The organism is Pseudomonas sp. S2_C03, from assembly GCF_054668405.1.
Genome location: NZ_CP162766.1, coordinates 745,897 through 762,832, shown reverse-complemented (window position 1 = coordinate 762,832; position 16,936 = coordinate 745,897). Strand labels below are relative to the sequence as shown.

The 16,936-nt window shown below is 60.9% G+C and carries 12 protein-coding genes; 4 read left to right on the top strand and 8 right to left on the bottom strand.

Annotation, left to right across the window (positions count from 1 at the left end; translation table 11 throughout):
- The first annotated feature begins 85 nt into the window (after positions 1-85).
- Entirely contained in the window at positions 86-4,228 is a 4,143-nt protein-coding gene (locus tag AB4N64_RS03565; RefSeq protein WP_460122035.1) for a hypothetical protein, read from the top strand.
- A gap of 1 nt (position 4,229) precedes the next feature.
- Here AB4N64_RS03565 and AB4N64_RS03560 read toward each other — a convergent pair whose 3' ends face one another.
- The 5 genes from AB4N64_RS03560 to AB4N64_RS03540 all read right to left on the bottom strand — a co-directional run bounded on the left by AB4N64_RS03560 (position 4,230) and on the right by AB4N64_RS03540 (position 8,678).
- Positions 4,230-6,047 (bottom strand): ABC transporter ATP-binding protein, encoded by a 1,818-nt coding sequence (locus AB4N64_RS03560; RefSeq protein WP_460122033.1) that lies wholly within the window; start codon positions 6,045-6,047, stop codon positions 4,230-4,232.
- Positions 6,040-6,678 (bottom strand): DsbA family protein, encoded by a 639-nt coding sequence (locus AB4N64_RS03555; RefSeq protein ID WP_460122031.1) that lies wholly within the window; start codon positions 6,676-6,678, stop codon positions 6,040-6,042. Before AB4N64_RS03555 ends, AB4N64_RS03560 begins: the two co-directional genes overlap by 8 nt.
- Positions 6,679-6,681: 3 nt before the next feature.
- Positions 6,682-7,623 carry an oxygen-dependent tRNA uridine(34) hydroxylase TrhO gene (trhO, locus tag AB4N64_RS03550; protein ID WP_460122029.1) on the bottom strand — a complete coding sequence of 314 codons (942 nt, stop codon included), beginning with the start codon at positions 7,621-7,623 and terminating at the stop codon, positions 6,682-6,684.
- Positions 7,624-7,844: 221 nt separating this feature from the next.
- A complete protein-coding gene (locus AB4N64_RS03545) occupies positions 7,845-8,144 on the bottom strand; it encodes a BolA family protein (protein ID WP_460122028.1) in 300 nt (99 codons plus the stop codon).
- Positions 8,145-8,156: 12 nt separating this feature from the next.
- Positions 8,157-8,678, bottom strand: coding sequence for a DUF2059 domain-containing protein (locus AB4N64_RS03540; protein WP_460122026.1), 522 nt, complete (start codon positions 8,676-8,678; stop codon positions 8,157-8,159).
- A 192-nt stretch (positions 8,679-8,870) separates the two neighbouring features.
- On the opposite strand from AB4N64_RS03540, the gene AB4N64_RS03535 reads away from it, so the two are divergent.
- A complete protein-coding gene (locus tag AB4N64_RS03535) occupies positions 8,871-10,265 on the top strand; it encodes a class II fumarate hydratase (protein WP_460122024.1) in 1,395 nt (464 codons plus the stop codon).
- 123 nt (positions 10,266-10,388) lie between these two features.
- Here the strand turns inward: AB4N64_RS03535 and AB4N64_RS03530 are convergent, their stop codons facing one another.
- Positions 10,389-11,348 carry a DMT family transporter gene (locus AB4N64_RS03530; protein WP_460122022.1) on the bottom strand — a complete coding sequence of 320 codons (960 nt, stop codon included), beginning with the start codon at positions 11,346-11,348 and terminating at the stop codon, positions 10,389-10,391.
- A gap of 201 nt (positions 11,349-11,549) precedes the next feature.
- On the opposite strand from AB4N64_RS03530, the gene AB4N64_RS03525 reads away from it, so the two are divergent.
- Positions 11,550-11,744, top strand: a complete 195-nt coding sequence (locus AB4N64_RS03525; protein ID WP_460122020.1) for a DUF6316 family protein — start codon at positions 11,550-11,552, stop codon at positions 11,742-11,744.
- A gap of 119 nt (positions 11,745-11,863) precedes the next feature.
- On the opposite strand, the gene AB4N64_RS03520 is transcribed toward AB4N64_RS03525, so the two are convergent.
- Positions 11,864-13,048, bottom strand: a complete 1,185-nt coding sequence (locus AB4N64_RS03520; RefSeq protein ID WP_460122018.1) for a thiolase family protein — start codon at positions 13,046-13,048, stop codon at positions 11,864-11,866.
- Positions 13,049-13,149: 101 nt separating this feature from the next.
- Positions 13,150-14,661, bottom strand: a complete 1,512-nt coding sequence (gene pap / locus AB4N64_RS03515) for a polyphosphate:AMP phosphotransferase (RefSeq protein ID WP_460122016.1) — start codon at positions 14,659-14,661, stop codon at positions 13,150-13,152.
- A gap of 292 nt (positions 14,662-14,953) precedes the next feature.
- Here pap and mnmC point away from each other — a divergent pair, with 292 nt between their 5' ends.
- Positions 14,954-16,936: a bifunctional tRNA (5-methylaminomethyl-2-thiouridine)(34)-methyltransferase MnmD/FAD-dependent 5-carboxymethylaminomethyl-2-thiouridine(34) oxidoreductase MnmC gene (mnmC, locus tag AB4N64_RS03510; RefSeq protein ID WP_460122014.1), complete on the top strand. Its 1,983-nt coding sequence runs from the start codon at positions 14,954-14,956 to the stop codon at positions 16,934-16,936.

The window sequence follows — 16,936 nt, the reverse complement described above, 5'->3', positions numbered from 1 at the left end:
CCACCCACACAGGTGCCGGCAGCGATGTACTGCACTCCCGGTTTTCCCTGCTCACAAGGGGGATAACGTTGACAAGGAATGCGACATGCAAGCGACCACTTTTGCTGCATCTGAGTTACAGACCACCGAAGAAAACCGTGCCAGGCAAGCGCTTGGCCTGGAGAACGGCCCCGATATTGACAGGTTGAACCGCCTCCCGACTGCACGGGACCGAAGACGATACAAGGCCCTGATGCGCGACTCACCCGGCCAGGACACCCTGTCGATCGACGACTACATGAGGCAGACCCTCAATGCCCGGATCGTCGAGACGGTGAAGAGCCTGCTGGCTGGCAAGCCCTCTTTGATCAAGTACCTGTTCGACGACGTGCTGCAAACTGCCTCGACCGAGGAGTTGCGCGCCACACCGTCCATTTACCTGCAACAGATACTCGAATCGCCGCCCGCCCAGGACCTGGCAGACCGCCTGCTGAGAACGCTCAAGTGGTATGGAGCGCGCCCTGGCGAACAAACCCCGGCAGCCGTGCGTTATCAACTGGTGTGCAAAGCCATATACGTTTACCTGCACTCAACGGCGGTCGACAAAACACACGAATTTGCCGGCTTCAACTGGCTCGACCCGGCGCATTGGGGCAAAAGCTACCCGGCGTTGCGCACGGCATTCGAACAGCACCTGTTGCTCAAGCGGTGGGCTCACTCGACCAAAGGCTCGATCATGCTGGCTCACGTGCTCCAGCCCTGGCTCTCGAAAGACTTCGCGGTACGCGATATCCCCGCCGATTTGCGCTACAAGAGTTCGCTGGTCTGGGTGAACTTCATGCACGGTGTGTTGCTGGCCGATGAACTGGGCCTCAACCGTCCAACGCCGCTGTCCTTCCAACAGCTGATCGATCTGCCGCTGCAACGCAGCGCCACGGCCTCCCCTGAAGCACTGCAAGTCATCGCCCGCTTGAGAATGAGCCCTGCCCTGCAATGGGCAATCTGTGTGGGGGTCGTTGCGTCGAAAACTGATGCAGCGTATGACGCGCACGATATCGAGCGCGCCCTGACGGCCCTGGAAAGCCACGGCACAAGCCTGTACAGCGCCGTGCAGACACTGGATATCGCGCCACCCGATCGATTGAAAATGGCCAAGCGGATAAAGGACGAGCAGTTCGGCGCCTACGCGCTCGAAGCCGACGGGTACAGGTTCTTCCCGCTCGACTCATCCAGCCGCCAGGGTGCCAGAGACGTTCCGACGCTCAAACTTGCCGGGCGCGCGTTCCTCGATCTTTATGCGGACGGCCAGTTCGATAACGGTAAGCGATGGGGCGTGACCCAGGCCGATGGCAAGACGCCCACCCGCCAGACCTTCAGGATTGATGAGCAGCGAGTGTGCCACTCGGAACGCAAGGATCCCCAGGGAGAGTACCGCCAGGTGTTTCAAGGCGAAGTGCCCATTCCCTCAATGAGAACCCTGCCGGACGTCAATGCGTTGTTTCAGACCGATTTCGATCACTACCTCTCGACCATCCGTTCGGCCTATCAAACCCTGATCGCCAGCCTCTTGGCCTCCCTGCCACTCACTGAGCGTGGAGCGCTGGAAGACGGTGATGTCCGGGTACTGGGGCTACGGAGCAAAGTCAGGAAGAATGGAACACCCACTGATATCCACGCGCGCAAGGGCTTCGTATTGAAGGTCACCCATGCCGAACAGATCACCTATTACGAACTGATTCCAAGTGCAGGCTTCATTCGCCTGCGCACCGGCTTGCGGTTTTCAACCATTAACGGCGTCTATACCGAGTTCCCGCTGCACGCCGTTATTCCCAATCAGACCTATGCGCCAGAGCGCGACCTCAATACCTCGCTGCGCCTGGACTGGCCCGCACATGTTCGTGGAACCGTGCCGACCCACCGTGGGTACATCGGTTTTCTGGATGAGGTGGGAAAAATGCCGACCGCGAAGAAAGCGACCGAAGCGGCTGAGCCAAGGTCAAGGCTCAACGACATTGCCCAATATATTGCCTCGACTCACCTGTTCGTCGACGAACAGCATTTGCGCCTCCAGGCTCGAGGAATGACCGAATTCGACACGCTCAGGGTCGAAAGCGCGCAACGCCGAGCAGTACTTCTGGAAATCGTCAAAGGGTTCGTGCCCTTCTGGGGCAGTATCGAAGACCTTTCATCCGACGATACCGAGCGCAAAATCCTCGGCGCGGGTGGGTTGTTCCTGGACCTGGCGTCATTTCTGTTTCCCATCGGCAAATTCATTTCCGGGTCGGTCCGTCTGGCCAGAGTCGCCAGCAGTGCATCGCGCCTGGTCGCCAAGGCAAGCCTGCCCACCTATTCAGGGTTGGCTCGCCAGTTGCTCACCGCTTCGCTGCAAAACCTCAACCCGTTGGACGGCCTGCCTTCACTCTTGAAATCGACGTTGAGCGGCGCGGGCAAAACGCTTCACACCGCTGCGAGCCTGGGAACAGAGGGCGTCAGGAGGCTGATCGGAAAAACCGGCAGTTTGCGCCAGACCACCCACCTGCCTCAGGTCGTCGACCCCGGACGCTGGAAACCGCTGACCCCGGGCGACGAACTGGCAACACTCAGCGGCATCAATGACGTGGTCATTCGCAATACCGGAACCTCAAGCAGCAGACGCGTGCACCTTGTCGACCCCCTGACGTCCCTTCCCTACGGCCCGCACCAGCCCAACAATCGCCGACAGTTCATACCTGGCCGGTCGACCTTCACGATGCTGCCCGCGACCGAGTCCCACGCCCTGGCGCTGGTGCCGGCGCACGCCAATGTCCATGAACTATTGGAGACCGATGGCCGAATCACGCTGCTGATCGATGACATCCCCTATCGACTGGATGGCGATCAACTTCGCCGTGCCGACCTGATAAACGAGTCGTCCACCTTAAAATCCATCCCCTGTCGACTGCCGCGTATGGATGGCCTCGATGCCGTGTGCAAAACCCGCTATGTCACAGGCCTTGCGGCGCCAACGCCGAGCATGGGCAGCCATGATCCGGACAAGGGTTTCGCCGAGTGGTTTGGCGATATGGTCTACACACCGGCTTTTTCCAACCAGCCTCTTAGGCTCAATGCCCTGCGCACCTACAGGAAAATCGACGCCAGCCTGCTCTTCCAAAAAGGACTCTACGCCCGCATCAAGGCAAACCTGCCCTACCGAAACCGCTTCGATACCCTGGAGACGGGCGCTGTCATCGTCCCCGCCATCGATGATTCCAAACACTATGTTTTTACCCGCCTGGGCCCCGGCGATTTCTACGTTGCAGAGCGCCAAGCGGGGCAAGACCTGCCCACCCCGTTGACGTTGCTGCCTGCAGACAACCTGCCCGCCGACCTGGCAGAGGAACTGAAGACGGTTTACGTAGGGTCCCTGAACGCCAACAACATGGCTCGGATTTATGGCGCAGACGCCGTGGAACGGGCGATGAAAACCATGGATGAGATTGCCATTCCAATTGGCGGCCATGCGAACCCTCCCGAGGGGCTCAAACGGCTCAAAGTCGATACCAGCCCAGGCGAGGCGGTACTGTTCGACCATTCCACGCGCATGATCGTGACCCAACTGGCGAACGGCGCGGCGTCCTGGTCACGCAGCCGAAACGCATCGGACACGTTTCGCCAGAGGACCGCACAGATTTTCGACACCTTGTTCGCCGAGAAGACCATCACCGTCGAGTTGAACAGCGACTTGAAGATCAACAAGGCCATGCAGACATTCCAGAAACTGCTGCCTGTCGAGCTTCAATCCCACAACCCCAGGAACATTGCGTTCGCCGATGTGGTGACGGCGCAGGGAAAACGCGAGGTTTACGTCAGCGTTTCGGGGGCTCTGGGCCTGACAGGGGAGTTGCCGCTGTTCAAGCCGCCGTTTGCCTCCAATGGTGTGGTGGTCAATGGCACCACGTACTTCAACGTCGATTTCGACCAGACCTTCACGCGCACCTCCTTGAACGTTTCCAGCGACGGCAAGCTGCTGGCTATTCCGCACACCATCAAGGATATCGAGTCCTATACACCGCAATTGACTCGCAGGCCGACGTCCCTGGACAGCGAAGCCAAGCTGATCAGCACCCTCAGGGAGAAGTATCCGCAGGACAGCCTGCTGGCATCCGTCGACGTGGCGACCACCCTGCCGCCATGCAACAGCTGTGCGGTGGTGATCAAGGAGTTCGGCCATGACGGCGCAGCCGATGCCCTGCAGGTGTTGTGGAAGTGACTTACAACTGCTGCAGGTGCCCGTAGAGCTTGGCGTACAAACCACCCTCGGCGATCAGTTGCTGGTGATCGCCATCCTCGGCAATCTGCCCGCCATCGAACACGAGTACACGGTCAGCCTGTTTCACCGCTGACAAGCGGTGGGCGATGATCAGTGTGGTGCGCTGGCTGAGAAATCTCGCCAGCGCCTGGTGCAGGTTGTACTCGGTGGCGGCATCCAGTGCCGAGGTGGCTTCGTCAAGAATGACCACTTTCGGCTCGGCCAGCACCATGCGCGCAATCGCCAGTCGTTGCCGTTGACCGCCAGACAAGCGCACGCCGGAACGCCCGACCACGCTATCCAGGCCCTTGGGCAATTCACGGATGGTGGCATGCAACTGGGCGATTTCAAGGGCTTGCCAGCAGGCCTCGTCGCTGCGTTCGCGGCCCATGGTCAGGTTGGCCCGGACGGTGTCATTGAACAACGCCGGGTGTTGCAGGACCACGGCAACATTTTCCCGCACGGTTTCCAGGCCGATCTCCTGCTGGGTCGAACCACCGAAGCGGATCGTTCCAGCCAGTGGCGTATACAAGCCCAGCAGCAACTGCACCAGGGTGCTTTTGCCACCACCACTGGCACCGACGATCGCGACCTTTTCACCCGGCGCAATCGACAGGTTCATCTGGTTCAGCACCAGCTCGTCGCCGTAGCCGAAGCTCAAGCTCTGGACTTCGATGCCGACCGTCTGGCGACCGTTGAATGGATCGACACCACCTGGATATTCCGGCTCGTCGGCCCTGGCCAGCAGTTCGTTGATGCGCAACAACGCGCCACCGGCCGCGTAGTAGGCGTATTGCAGATTGAGCAGTTGCTCCACCGGGCCGATCATGAACCACAGGTAGCTGAACACCGCGAGCATCTGGCCGATGGACAAGTCCGAGAACAACACGGTGAGCATCGCAGCGGCGCGAAAAATGTCGATGCCGAACTGGAACAGCAACCCGCTGGCCCGGTTGGAGGCATCGGTTTTCCACTGTGAGTTCACGGCATAATCTCGTACCTCCCGGGCACGCTGGCCAAGCCGACCAAGAAAAAAGCCCTGGCGGTTGCCGGCACGAACTTCCTGGATAGCGTCGAGGGTTTCGGTCAATGCCTGGGTGAAGCGCGAGGTACTGTCGTTCTCGAGCTTCTTGAGGTGCTTGACCCGCTTGCCCAGCAATACAGTGGCGTAGATCACCAGCGGATTGAACAGCATGATCAGGAGTGCCAGCTTCCAGTGCATCCAGATCAGGATGCTCGCAGTGCCGACCAGAGTCAGCATCGCCACGAGAAAACGGCTGAGTGTCTCGCCGACAAATTTGTCCAGGGTGTCGAGGTCGGTTACCAGATGGGTGGTGACCGTGCCGCTGCCCAGGCTTTCGTATTCGCCCAGGGAGATACGCTTGAGCCGTTCGATCAAGCGGATACGAATGCGATACACGATGTCCTTGGCCAGCGCCGCAAACAACCTGGCCTGCACCACGTTGAACAGCAGGGCCGAGCAACGCAGCAACAGCGTGACCGCCAGCATCAGGCCAATGTAGCCCGCTGCTTTCTGCCACGGTTGCGGCAATACGTGATTCATGACTTTCAGCGCAGAATCGCCGTGTCCCAGCAACACTTCGTCCACCAGCAGCGGCAAGAGCAAGGGAATTGGCACGCTGCACAGCGTTGCCAGCAGCGCGACGCCATTGGCAACCCACAGGGCTTTTTTATGGTGCAGGGCCAGGCGACGGATTTCCGCCCAACTCAGTCGATCAACAGGTCTGGAGGCAGGTGCATCGTTGTGCAGGTCATGCACAGGCAGCACGCTCCAGCCAGCGGCCGAGCAGCGATGACAGCACATCAAGAGGCTGGTAGCCGTTGGTCAGCAAAGCCAACTGACCATCACGCTCGGCCAGCAGGGTCGGGAAACCGGCAATGCCGAGGTCCTGGACCCAGGTGAAATCGGCTGCCGTCGCCGTGTGCATGTCGGCGCGATCGAACGCTGCGGCAAACTCGATACGCGGCACGCCCGCCTGTTCCGCCAGCTCCACCAACACGCTGGCGTGAGTGACGTCGCGACCTTCGACATAGAACGCATGCTGGATCAGCCCAAGCAGCGTCCACGCGCAATCCGGTGCCAGGCTGCGCGCAGTGACCAGCGCGCGGCAGGCGGGCTCGGTGTCGTAGACGAAGCCTTCGGGCAGAGCACCTTGAGTCTTGAACGGTTGGCCCGTGGCCTCGGTGACCGCTTGCCAATGCTCAAGGATGTAACGCCGGGTACTCGGTTCCAGTGCCGAACCGCTGCCGGTGCGCAAGCCACCCACTACCAGGTGCACATCCACTCCCGCCGCCTGCGCCTGCTCGACCAGCGCCTTGGCCACCGGCGCGAAGCCCCAGCACCAGGAACACATCGGGTCCATCACATAGAGCAGGCGGCATTCAGACATGGATCAAGCCTCGGAAGGGGTTTGCTTGTAGTTGTAGCCGATCGGGTGCGGCATGTTGCGGGCCTTTGCCAACTCGATCTGCTTCTGGCGGTCGATCGCGCTGCGACGGGTTTTCTCGCTCAGGGTATCCCAGCAATGCGGGCAGCTGATACCGGCCACATAGTGCTCGGATGCGCGGTCCTCGACACTAACCGGAGTACGGCAGGCGTGGCATTGATCGTAGTCACCTTCGGTGAGGTCATGACGCACGGTCACGCGGTTATCGAACACGAAGCAGTCGCCCTGCCATTTTGTTTCTTCCTGCGGCACCTCTTCGAGGTACTTCAGGATGCCACCCTTGAGGTGATAGACCTCGTCAAAGCCCTCGCTGAGCATGTAGCTCGAAGCCTTCTCGCAGCGAATGCCACCGGTGCAGAACATTGCGACCTTCTTGTGCACGGCCGGGTCGAAGTTGGCTTTGATGTAGTCGGGAAATTCGCGAAAACTGGTGGTCTTCGGGTCGATGGCGCCTTCAAACGTGCCAATCGACACTTCGTAGTCGTTGCGGGTGTCGATCAGCAACACTTCCGGATCGCTGATCAGCGCATTCCAGTCCCGTGGCTCGACATAGGTGCCGACCTTCTTGTTCGGATCGACGCCTTCGACACCCAGGGTAACGATTTCTTTTTTCAGTTTGACCTTGGTGCGATAGAACGGCTGCTCGTCGCAATACGATTCCTTGTGATCGATATCGATCATGCGCGGATCGTTGCGCAGCCAGGCCAGCAGGCCATCGATGCCTTCGCGGGTGCCGGAAACGGTGCCGTTGATGCCTTCTTCGGCAATCAGCAGCGTGCCCTTGATGCCGTTGTCGACCATGGCCTGCAGCAGCGGCTCGCGCAGGTCGACGTAGTTTTCCAGAGTGACGAACTTATACAGTGCCGCCACGACAATCTGTTGTGTCATGGGTGATTCTCCAGGTGGCTACCCTCGTAAGGGGTGAACCGGACTCAAAAAAAACGCGCCCCTTGGGGCGCGTTGCGGATTGTAGCAAAAAGGCAGCTTTGAGCGGCAAGCTTCAAGCTGCAAGCTCAAGACGGACCGAGTTCGGCTTTCGGCTTTCGGCTTTCGGCTTTCGGCTTTCGGCTTTCGACTTGAAGCTTGAAGCTTGAAGCTCGAAGCTGCTCCTAACTGCCACTACCGCCAGCACAGGTCGGCGAGGCCGGAGCCGCTTCGATCTCTGCCCATTCCTGCGGGGTGTAGGTGTGCAGCGCCAACGCATGGAACTCGCCCATCAGCTCGCCGAGCGTTCCGTAGACTTTCTGGTGGCGCTTGACGCGATTGAGCCCTTCGAACTGCTGGCTGACCACCACGGCCTTGTAATGGGTCTGTGTCCCACGACTGTGCATGTGGCTTTCATCCAGCACCTGCAGGTGCTCGGGCTGCAACAGCCCCAGCGTCGATTCAATGCGTTGTTGCATGGTCATACCGGGCTCCGATCAAGGCTTTTTCTTGGCGGGAGCGGCCGCTTTTGGCTCAAGCTCGGCGGTCATGTCAGCCAGCAGCTTGTTGACCACAGGCACCGCGCTCTCGAGCTTGGCCTGGGTCATCTGGGCCGATTGCTGGGTCAGCTGCGGCATTTTTTCCAGGACCTTCTTGCCCAGTGGCGACTGGTAGAACGCTACCAGGTCCTTGAGCTCGGATTCGCTGAAGTTGGTGGTGTAGAGCTTGACCATGTCCGGCTTGAGCTTGTTCCAGCCAATGGCCTGGTCCAGCGCGGCGTTGGCTTTGGCCTGGTAGGTCTCCAGCAAGGCTTTTTTCGACTCGGGCGCTTTGGTCTGGGCAAAGCGTTGAGCGAACATCTGCTGCACTTGCGCGTACACCGGAGTACCCAGTTTGTCAGCATGCGCCAGGGTCAGGAAGGCCTCGGCACTGGCATTGTGGCTGGCGGTATCGGCAAAGACAGGGCCGCTGGCGCAAGCCAGTGCAACCGCGGTACAGATGGCACGAAGACGAGTCATCGAGTTTCCTTTTCTAGCAGGCGAGGTAAAACCCCAAGGGCGACCATTCTGCGCCTAAAAAAGTGTGTCACTCAACCCCAACCCTTGCCGCGCTTGATTTAGGGGGGTTGAATGGTCGAAAACCAGACCGATGGAACCACGGCCGGCGAGCACGGCCTAAACTGCGCAATTGGACCTACAGGAGTGTGCACGATGAGCCGTATCGAAACCGACAGCCTTGGCCAGGTTGATGTCCCGGATGAGGCCTATTGGGGCGCTCAGACGCAACGCTCGCTGATTAACTTCGCCATCGGCAACGAACGCATGCCGTTGGCCGTGCTGCATGCACTGGCGCTGATCAAGAAAGCCGCGGCGCGGGTCAACGACCGAAATGGCGACTTGCCTGCCGATATCGCCCGGCTGATCGAACAAGCTGCCGATGAAGTGCTCGACGGCAAACACGACGACCAGTTCCCGCTGGTGGTCTGGCAGACGGGCAGCGGCACCCAGAGCAACATGAACGTCAACGAGGTGATCGCCGGCCGTGCCAATGAACTGGCGGGCAACCCCCGTGGCGGCAAGTCGCCGGTACACCCCAACGATCACGTCAATCGCTCGCAAAGCTCCAACGACTGCTTCCCGACGGCCATGCACATCGCCGCCGTCCAGGCGGTGCAGCACCAGTTGCTACCGGCGATCAGCGAACTGTCCGGCGGGCTGGCAGAGTTGTCCGCGCGCCACATGAAACTGGTCAAGACCGGGCGTACCCATATGATGGACGCGACCCCCATCACCTTTGGCCAGGAAGTCTCGGGGTTTATTGCACAACTGGACTACGCCGAACGGGCGATCCGGGCTGCATTGCCGGCCGTATGCGAGCTGGCCCAGGGCGGCACCGCCGTTGGCACCGGGTTGAACTCGCCTCACGGTTTTGCCGAAGCCATTGCCTCGGAGCTTGCCGCATTGTCGGGCCTGCCGTTCGTCACCGCACCAAACAAATTTGCAGCGCTGGCCGGCCATGAACCGCTGACCACACTGTCCGGCGCGCTGAAAACCCTCGCCGTGACCCTGATGAAAATCGCCAACGACCTGCGTCTGCTGGGTTCCGGCCCGCGCGCCGGTTTCGCCGAGGTCAAACTGCCGGCCAACGAACCCGGCAGCTCGATCATGCCCGGCAAGGTCAATCCGACCCAATGTGAAGCGCTTTCGATGCTGGCGTGCCAGGTGCTGGGCAACGACGTCGCCATCGGTTTCGCGGCGAGTCAGGGCCACCTGCAATTGAATGTGTTCAAACCGGTGATCATCCACAACCTGCTGCAATCGATCCGCCTGCTGGGCGACGGCTGCAGCAACTTCCAGCAGCATTGCATCGCGGGCCTGGAACCGGATGCCGAGAAAATGGCTGAGCATCTGGAACGTGGATTAATGCTGGTGACGGCGCTCAATCCGCATATCGGTTACGACAAATCAGCGGAAATTGCCAAGAAGGCTTATGCCGAAGGGCTGACCTTGCGCGAGGCGGCGTTACAGCTGGGGTATCTGACCGATGAGGAGTTCGATGCCTGGGTGAGGCCGGAGAATATGCTGGAGGCTGGGGCCAAGGGCTGAGTTTTCCAGCACTCGTTAAACCATCGCGAGCAGGCTCGCTCCCACAGGTTTTGTGAACGCCACAGATCTGTGTGGGAGCGGGCTTGGTCCGGGCGGCGTTCCGACGATGAACGATAACGCGGTCTAACTGGCCGCCACCCTGGCCCGCCGCGCCCGCAGCCCCGCCACCAGCGAAGGCCCCAACGCCACCAGCGCCGAGCCCAGCACCACCAGGATCGCCCCGCCATAACCCAGGCCATTGATGGTCTCGGCATGCACGAATTCAGGCCATATCCAGGCCGCAATAGCCACCGCTCCGAACGTCACCAACGGGGTGATCGCCAGCGTCGCGCTCACCCGTGACGCCTCCCAATGCGCCAGCGCTTCGGCGAAGGCGCCGTAGGCAATCAGCGTATTCATGCAACACGCCAGCAACAGCCAGCCTTGCAGGGGATTGAGTTGCAGCGCCTCCAGCGGATGCACCCAGGGCGTCAGCAGCAGCCCGCAGAACAGGTAGATCACCATCATCACCTGCAATGAGTTCCACACCGTCAGCAACTGCTTCTGTCCCAGCGCGTAGAACGTCCAGACCGTGGACGCCAGCAACACCAGCAACACACCGGCGGTGTAATCGCTCAGCGACGTGAGCAACTCCATCAGGCGCTGGTTGAAAAACAGTCCGAAGCCGATCAGCAGCACCAGAAGTCCAATCCCCTGTCCGAGGCTGAAGCGTTCCTTGAACACGAACACGCTGGCGATGAGCAGCATGATCGGCCCCATCTGCACCACCAGTTGCGCGGTGCCGGGGCTGAGCAGGTTCAGGCCCATCAGATACAGCACGTAGTTGCCCACCAGACCACAGACGGCCATCAACACCAGCCAGCCGCCACGCGGGCCGAGTACTTTGCGACTCGGCAGACGTCGGGTGGCTGCCAGGTAGATGAACAGGCAAGTGCCGGACACCATCAGGCGAAACCAGGTGACGGTCACCGGGTCCATCACCTGCAGTACCTGTTTGAGCTTGATCGGCAGAATTCCCCACAACAGCGCGGTCAACAGGGCCAGGAACAGACCATAAACCCAGCGACCGGATGAAATGTGCATGCGAACCTCAAGAGCCAGATGGCAGGGACCGCCATTCTAGGCGCAGCGGCACTTGGCACACAGGGACAGTTTGTGGGCGGACGCAAATAAAACTGTGCGGGTCGCAACCATTAATTGGCGATGGCCGTCGATCGGATCAACAGGCAGTGCAAGTCATTCATGCATAAGCTGATTGCAGCTACCCACCTTCAGGAGACCGCCATGTACGGCATGCGCGCCCAGGACAACACCCCTGCCATGCACTTTCGCAGCGACCGCGTCAGTCGGGTCAACGGGGAGTTGTACTTCAGCACCCGGGAAAACACCCTGGAGGGGCCGTTCGACAGCATGGAGAAGGCTGTGCGGGAGATCGAAGCTTATATTGGGCGGATGCAGGGTTCGGGTGCTCGGCCATAGACCGAGCCGCTGCCATCGCGGGCAAGCCCGCTCCTACCAGGGCGACATAGATCCCCTGTAGCAGCGGGCTTGTCGAGGCGTCGAACCGTCGCGATAGCTATTTAAATGTCACCACACATTCAACGCACCGCCTCAAACAACCCGCTCGCCCCCATCCCGCCCCCCACACACATGGTGACGATGCCGTATCGCAAGTTACGCCGTTGCAACTCGCGCACCAGGTGCCCAACCTGACGCGAGCCGGTCATGCCGAACGGGTGGCCGATGGAGATCGAGCCGCCGTTGACGTTGTATTTCGCGTTGTCGATACCCAAACGGTCGCGGCTGTACAGGCATTGCGAGGCGAACGCTTCGTTGAGCTCCCATAAATCGATGTCGGCGATCTGCAAGCCCTTGGCCTTGAGCAGTTTTGGCACCGAGAACACCGGACCGATACCCATTTCGTCCGGTTCGCAACCGGCCACGGTAAAACCGCGGAAGAACGCCTTGGGCTTCAAGCCCAGCGCCAGCGCTTTTTCCAGGCTCATCACCAAGGTCATCGATGCACCGTCGGACAGCTGCGAAGAGTTGCCCGCCGTGACCGAACCGTCTTCGGCGAACACCGGTTTCAAGCCGGCCAGGCTCTCCAGAGTAGTGTCCGGGCGGTTGCAGTCATCGCGATCGACCACTCCGTCGAGAATCTTCACCTCGCCGGTTGCCTTGTCCTCCGCGCGGTACTTCACCGACATCGGCACGATTTCGTCATCGAACAGGCCGGCCGTCTGCGCCTGGGCGGTGCGTTGCTGGCTTTGCAGGGCATACAGGTCCTGGGCTTCGCGGCTGACGCCGTATCGACGGGCGACCACTTCGGCAGTCTGGCCCATGGGAAAGTAGATGCCCGGCACCTGCTCCTTGAGCAAAGGGTTGATCAGGTTGTCGGTGTTGACGCTTTTCATGGTCAGGCTGATGGACTCGACGCCCCCGGCGACGATGATGTCGCTGCAACCCGAGGCGATCTGGTTGGCGGCAATGGCAATAGCCTGCAAACCCGATGAGCAGAAGCGGTTGAGGGTCATGCCGGCGGTGCCGGTGCCCAGGCGCGACAACACGGCAACGTTGCGTCCGATGTTGTAGCCCTGGGCGCCTTCGTTGGAGCCGGCGCCGACGATGCAGTCCTCGACGCTGGCCGGGTCGATGCCGCTGCGCGCCAGCAGTGCGTTCACGCAATGGGCCGCCATGTCGTCCGGCCGGGTCTGGTTGAACTTGCCGCGAAAGGACTTGGCCAGGCCAGTCCGCACGCTGTCGACGATCACCACTTCACGCATGGCATACCTCATTGTTATTGGCGGTTAAGAGTGGACCGAGCATAAGTCCGGCCCTCAGTGCCCGCGACAATCATTCACCTTGCGTATGCGTCGCCATCGGGTTACTTGTGTTTTTTCCCGTGTCGGTCGGACCTTTCGAAGGCCGCTTCCAGGGCTTCGTTGAGGGTGCGCAACACCTTGATCCGTGCCCATCGCTTGTCGTTGGCCTCCACAAGCGTCCAATTGGAGATCTCGGTGCTGGTGCGATCAACCATGTCGCCGACTGCAGTCCGATAGGCATCCCATTTCTCGCGATTGCGCCAGTCGTCCTCGGTGATCTTGAAGCGCTTGAATGGCGTTTCCTCGCGTTCCTGAAAGCGCTCCATCTGGGTGTCCTTGTCGATGGCCAACCAAAACTTGACCACCACAACGCCGGCGTCGGCGAGCTGTTCTTCAAAGTCATTGATTTCGCCGTAGGCACGCAACCAGTCAGCGGGGCTGCAAAAGCCTTCGATGCGCTCCACCAACACCCGGCCATACCAGGAACGGTCAAACACGGTGAATTTGGTCCGTGCCGGAATATGCCGCCAGAAACGCCACAAATACGGATGCGCGCGCTCCTCTTCGGTGGGGGCGGCGATGGGCACGATGCTGTATTGCCGCGGGTCGAGCGCCGCCGCTACCCGCCGGATCGCCCCGCCCTTGCCCGCAGCATCGTTGCCTTCGAATACCGCCACCAGGGCATGACGGCGCATGCGTTTGTCGCGCATCAGCCCGGAGAGTCGTGCCTGTTCGGTGATCAGTTGCTCTTCGTACTCATCCTTGTCCAGGCGCTGGCTCAGGTCGAGGCTGTCGAGCAGGCTGATCTGATCGACGCTGCTGACCAGCGGCGCAGCGCTGACCTTGTCGGGGTGAATATCAGGCCGTTGCAAGGCGTCTTGCAGGCCTTTGAGCAGTATCTTGCCGACCGCCAGGCTGCGATAGCGCGGGTCCACGCCGGCGATCACGTGCCATGGCGCATAGTCACGGCTGGTGCGGCGAAGGACGCGCTCGCCGTATTTGACGAACTTGTCATAGGTCTGCGATTGCTGCCAGTCCAGCGGGCTGATGCGCCAACTGTGCAGCGGGTCGTCTGCCAGGGACTTGAGCCGTGCCTTCATCTGTTTCTTGGACAGGTGGAACCAGAACTTGAAGATCAGCGCGCCTTCGTCGCAGAGCATTTTCTCCAGACGTTCGGCGCCATTGATGGCCTGATCCAGTCGCGGATCCTTGAACTCGCCATGCACGCGCCCCTGCAACATCTGGCTGTACCAGTTGCCGAAGAAAACCCCCATGCGCCCCTTGGCCGGCAGCATCCGCCAGTAACGCCAGGCCGGGGGTCGCGCCAGCTCTTCGTCGGTCTGCTGGTCGAACGTGCGCACCTCGATCAGTCGCGGGTCCATCCATTCGTTGAGCAACTTCACCGTTTCGCCCTTGCCGGCGCCTTCGATGCCGTTGATGAGGATGATCACCGGAAATCGCTTCTGCTGCTGAAGTTCGAACTGCGCCTCGAGCAAGGCTTCGCGCAGCGCCGGTACTTCAGCGTCGTAGGTTTCTTTGTCGATGACGTGACCGATTTCGGCAGATTCGAACATGGACCGCTCCCATTCAAGATTGCACAAGCCTAGCGGAAAAACCTGCGGCTATCTGGACCGGGGTCAATGCAGAAGGTTGCGGACAACACCGCCCACCTGTAGGAGCGAGCATGCTCGCGATGGACGCCTGAACACCGCGGGGTGTCAGGCAGCCAGCGTCATCGTTGACGACCATCGCGACGGTTCGACATGCTCGCTCCTACAGGTGGGCGGGCTCAATGTGCTTGCTTTGGATCATGGTTCAACCCCATCGATCAGCTAGAATGGCCCCCTAGCCGTGATCGAGCCTGCCATGAAACCTGTTCTGCCCCACGCCCAGCTCGACTGGGATGACCAAGGCCTCCCGCGTTCGCGGGTGTTCGACGATGTGTATTTTTCCGACCTGTCCGGCTTGGACGAAACCCGCTATGTGTTCCTCGAACAGAACGCGTTGCGCGAGCGTTTTGCGGCGTTGCCGGTGGGTGGACGGCTGGTGATTGGCGAGACCGGTTTTGGCACTGGCTTGAACTTCCTGTGCGCTTGGCAGTTGTTCGAACAACACGCGCAACCTGGCGCACGCCTGCACTTTGTCAGCGTTGAAAAATACCCGCTGAATGCCGCCGATCTGCAACGGGCGCTTGCCTTGTGGCCGGAACTCAAGCCGTTCGCCGATCAATTGCTCGCGCAGTATGTAGCGATCCATCCAGGCTTCCAGCGGCTGGTGCTGGCCGAGGGTCGCGTGACGCTGACCCTGTTGATCGGTGATGCGCTGGATCAGTTGGCGCAACTGGACGCACAGGTCGATGCCTGGTTCCTCGATGGTTTCGCGCCGGCAAAGAACCCGGACATGTGGACCGCCGAATTGTTTGTCGAACTGGCGCGGCTCGCCGCCCCCGACTCGACCATCAGCACGTTTACCAGCACCGGTTGGGTTCGCCGACTGCTGAACGCGGCGGGGTTCAAGATGAAGCGCACCCCGGGCATCGGTCATAAATGGGAAATCCTGCGCGGCTCGTTCCTCGGCTGGCCGCAGGAAGTCCCCGCGCCCGCGGCGACCAGCCCATGGTTCGCCCGCCCTCAACCTTTCGCCGGCGAACGTCGCGCGCTGGTGATCGGCGGCGGCATGGCCGGTTGCGCGACCGCTGCCAGTCTGGCGGCACGGGGCTGGCAAGTCAGTGTGCTGGAGCGTCGTGATGCTCTGGCGCAAGAAGCCTCGGGCAACCCTCAAGGTGTGCTGTACCTGAAGTTATCGGCGCACGGCACAGCGTTGTCGCAACTGATCCTCAGCGGATTCGGCTACACCCGTCGCCTGCTGGAGCACCTGCAACGCGGCCTCGACTGGGACGGTTGCGGCGTGCTGCAACTGGCGTTCAATGCCAAGGAAGCCGAACGTCAGGCGCATCTGGCGCAGGCATTCCCCCATGATTTGCTGCACAACCTGGATAAGGAGCAGGCCGAGGCACGCGCCGGTATCAGCCTGGCGTCGGGCGGTCTGTTTTTCCCGGAAGGCGGCTGGGCGCATCCCCCGGCGTTGTGCCAATGGCAAGCCAACCACCCCGGAATTCGGGTGCTGCCCCATCACGATGTGCTGCAACTGCGTCGAGACCAGGGCCGCTGGCAAGCCTGGGATGGCGAACACCTGCTGGCCGAAGCCCCCGTGGTGGTGCTGGCCGGCGCTGGCGAAATCCAGCGTTTCCCAGAGACCAGCCATCTGCCACTCAAGCGAATTCGCGGCCAGATCACCCGCCTGCCGCAGACGCCTCAGAGCCAGGCGCTGAGCACCGTGGTCTGCGCTGAAGGTTATGTCGCGCCGGTGCGCTTGGGTGAACATACCCTGGGCGCCAGTTTCGACTTCAACAGCCAGGACCTGGAACCCACCGCCGCAGAGCACGCCGGTAATCTACAGATGCTGGAAGACATTTCCGCAGACCTGACGGTTCGCCTGCGTGCCGATACCTTGCAGCCCGAAACGCTCCAGGGCCGCGCCGCGTTTCGCTGCACCAGCCCGGATTACCTGCCGATTATCGGGCCCCTGGCGGACGCCGAGGCGTTTGCCGACGCCTACAGCGCGTTGAGCAAGGACGCCCGGCAAATACCCGACGTCGCCTGCCCTTGGCTGGAAGGTTTGTACGTCAACAGCGGTCACGGCTCCCGGGGCCTGGTCACCGCGCCACTGTCCGGCGAGTTGCTCGCGGCGTGGATCGAAAATGAGCCGATGCCGCTGCCACGCGCCGTGGCGCAAGCCTGCCACCCGAACCGCTTTGCCTTGCGCCGGTTGATCCGCGGCAAGGGTTGA

Excerpts from the sequence above, each read along its gene's own strand:
- AB4N64_RS03540 (WP_460122026.1), bottom strand. The coding sequence starts at position 8,678 with ATGACTCGTCTTCGTGCCATCTGTACCGCGGTTGCACTGGCTTGCGCC.
- AB4N64_RS03535 (WP_460122024.1), top strand. The coding sequence starts at position 8,871 with ATGAGCCGTATCGAAACCGACAGCCTTGGCCAGGTTGATGTCCCGGAT.
- AB4N64_RS03525 (WP_460122020.1), top strand. The coding sequence starts at position 11,550 with ATGTACGGCATGCGCGCCCAGGACAACACCCCTGCCATGCACTTTCGC.
- AB4N64_RS03530 (WP_460122022.1), bottom strand. The coding sequence starts at position 11,348 with ATGCACATTTCATCCGGTCGCTGGGTTTATGGTCTGTTCCTGGCCCTG.
- mnmC (WP_460122014.1), top strand. The coding sequence starts at position 14,954 with ATGAAACCTGTTCTGCCCCACGCCCAGCTCGACTGGGATGACCAAGGC.
- AB4N64_RS03520 (WP_460122018.1), bottom strand. The coding sequence starts at position 13,048 with ATGCGTGAAGTGGTGATCGTCGACAGCGTGCGGACTGGCCTGGCCAAG.
- pap (WP_460122016.1), bottom strand. The coding sequence starts at position 14,661 with ATGTTCGAATCTGCCGAAATCGGTCACGTCATCGACAAAGAAACCTAC.
- AB4N64_RS03565 (WP_460122035.1), top strand. The coding sequence starts at position 86 with ATGCAAGCGACCACTTTTGCTGCATCTGAGTTACAGACCACCGAAGAA.
- AB4N64_RS03545 (WP_460122028.1), bottom strand. The coding sequence starts at position 8,144 with ATGACCATGCAACAACGCATTGAATCGACGCTGGGGCTGTTGCAGCCC.
- AB4N64_RS03555 (WP_460122031.1), bottom strand. The coding sequence starts at position 6,678 with ATGTCTGAATGCCGCCTGCTCTATGTGATGGACCCGATGTGTTCCTGG.
- trhO (WP_460122029.1), bottom strand. The coding sequence starts at position 7,623 with ATGACACAACAGATTGTCGTGGCGGCACTGTATAAGTTCGTCACTCTG.